Annotated in this window: 2 protein-coding genes and 1 pseudogene; all 3 read right to left on the reverse strand. The window is 35.8% G+C overall.

Annotated elements, in window-relative coordinates:
* Positions 1-164: pseudogene (locus DPX34_RS21370) on the reverse strand (IS3-like element ISSde8 family transposase); the annotation flags it as partial.
* Positions 165-945: 781 nt separating this feature from the next.
* On the reverse strand, positions 946-1,521 hold the full coding sequence (locus DPX34_RS21375) for a YceI family protein (protein ID WP_111980436.1): 576 nt from the start codon (positions 1,519-1,521) through the stop codon (positions 946-948).
* 15 nt (positions 1,522-1,536) lie between these two features.
* Positions 1,537-2,067, reverse strand: coding sequence for a cytochrome b (locus tag DPX34_RS21380; RefSeq protein ID WP_111980437.1), 531 nt, complete (start codon positions 2,065-2,067; stop codon positions 1,537-1,539).
* Positions 2,068-2,500: the final 433 nt, after the last annotated feature.

Here is a 2,500-nt window from a genome sequence, read left to right on the forward strand (position 1 = left end):
CCGGCTAATTCTGCCTGATACTGTATTTTCCATCTAGATACGGCCGATTTGCCCGCACCTGACATTTCTTCAATTTGTTTATTGGTGTAACCCTGTTCAACCATCAATTTGGCATATTCTAATTTTTGAAGAGTGCTGACAGTAACTTTCGCTTTTCTAGTCATAATAAATACCTTTAAGATTTTACATATTTTAAGCTATAAATCTCTACAGTTTCATTAGACCACTACACTTTTGAGTTCGAGCAACACAGAGTAAGTGCATTTAAAACTCGCCTGAAAGGAATGCTCAGCGGCTTTTGATCTGCGTTATCGGTATTTGAAAGGGAACAACCATTCCTGTACACCGACGCTTTGTTCAAAAACCGCAGGATGCATTCTGAGAGATCACTTATTAATATGAATTGGTATAACGACTATATTTATTAAATATCAGCGTTAAAATACGAGAGCAGAAATGAAAAACGCCCGAATAACGGGCGTTTTATAAACGGTTAGCTGCTTTTATTCCTTACGAGATCCAATCTCTTTCCTTGTTCAATCAACCTTGATCGAAAAATGCTTCATGCATGTCCTGTACATCCTTGTGACTCTAATCGTCCTGATCAGAATGCTAAATTTCCTATTGGTATATTCACAACCCTGTGACTCACTCCTGTGTTTGCTTTTAGGTTGAATCCTTCAACAAGCTCCTTATCAAGAGATGACTTAATAATAGTCTTTTACCGTAAACGCGCAATGTCAATAAGCACTAATAAATGAAAGAGGTAAATGCATGTAAAAATCATGAGGCTAATAAAGTTGTTTTAAAACAATGGTTTGATTTATATGTGTAGATAATGACGCTAGGTCAAAAGGGAAAGTACTTACGATTTTGTAAGAAAAAGCTTACATTAAATGAGCGTTTTTGCCTGCTCTAAATATAAAGCAGGCAATATTGATATGCCTATTGGCGTATGCCTTCAATGTTTAGCTCTAATTCAACGTGTGTAGATGCTGGACCCAGATTGTGTGTAATATTGTAATCTGCTAGTGCTATCGACGTCGTACCAGTAAAACCGACTCTGTATCCTTTCCAAGGATCTTTTCCTTCTCCTATTTTTTCTGCGGTAAATTCGATAACGTTGGTAACACCATGCAAAGTAAAGTCACCTTTAATAAGCAGTTCTCGATCATTTATTGCAGTGATGCTTTTGCTGATAAAAGAAGAGGTAGGGAAATCAGATACAGCTAAAAAGTCGCTGTTGCGTAAATGTTTATCACGTTCAGCATGGTTTGAGTCAATACTCGCTGGATCAATCGAAACGGTTATGCTTGATTCATTAGGCTTTGCAGCATCGTAACTGAAGTTACCACTGAATCGATTAAAGCGACCCGTTAACCAGCTATAACCGAGGTGCTTAATTTTAAAATTAATTGAAGCATGAGTACCTTTAGTATCAATTATATAATCTGCAGCCTGAGTTGCAGTTGTGAATAATGCTGAGGCGGAAAGCAATGCAGCAATGAATGTTTTGTTCATGGTCAATATCCTTTGTTAGAGTATGCGTTTAAGCACATTATTTTTAAGTATAAAGTGGTGATGTAAAGCCGCTGTGGCATGAATCAAAATGAGAGCAATTAAACTGTAAGCTATATATTCATGTAACAAACCTGATATTTCAGCCTGATCTTCACCGAATGAAATAATCGAAGGGAGCTCAAATAAAGAGAAAACCATGATGCCTTTACCGTTTGCTGTCGATATTAAAAAACCAGTGATAATCAACGTAAATAAAATTAAGTACATTAATCCATGAATAAATTTTGCTATTACAGTTTGTAACGGTGTGACATCGTTTTTGGATAAATGATTTAAATAAATAAAGGTATTAAATAAGCGACCAATCAATATAAAGCTAAAAAGTATGCCTATGCTCTTATGCAAGTCAGGCGCAGCTGTATACCATTCATCGTAGTAACTTAAATCTACCATCCAAATACCTAGTGTAAGTAAAGTAAAAACGATGATAGCGCTAAGCCAATGTAAAAGACGGGTAATGAGAGAGTATTTGTCGTTTGTTTGCATGAACACACCAGATGTAAGCTAAAGTATATATCGGTGTAGTATCCATAAATAAGAAATAAGTGCTATTCAAGGTCAATCATTTAAGATAGAAAACACCATTTATAAGGTAAGCATAAACAAAATACATTGCTAATCGTATGTTTGCTGTAGATTTGGTGTAATTAAAAGCACCAAAAGAACATTATTTGCTCAATGTAGAAAAAGATTAATTTAATTGAAAAAGAGTGTTGACGGGTGAGATTAAATCCCTATAATGCGCCCCCACAGACAAGGCAGGCAACGCCGCTAAGTCAGTCGGGTTAAGGTTTTAATGCAAAATGCTTACTCCGAATGAAACACAGTTTAAACGTTTTTTAGAAAGCTAAAAAACAATTTAAAATAAAGTGTTGACATTGAAAATAGGAAGCGTATTATTCGCATCCCGCTCAACGAG

Origin of the sequence: Algibacillus agarilyticus (assembly GCF_003286125.1) — a bacterium.
Taxonomy (GTDB): domain Bacteria; phylum Pseudomonadota; class Gammaproteobacteria; order Enterobacterales; family Alteromonadaceae; genus Algibacillus; species Algibacillus agarilyticus.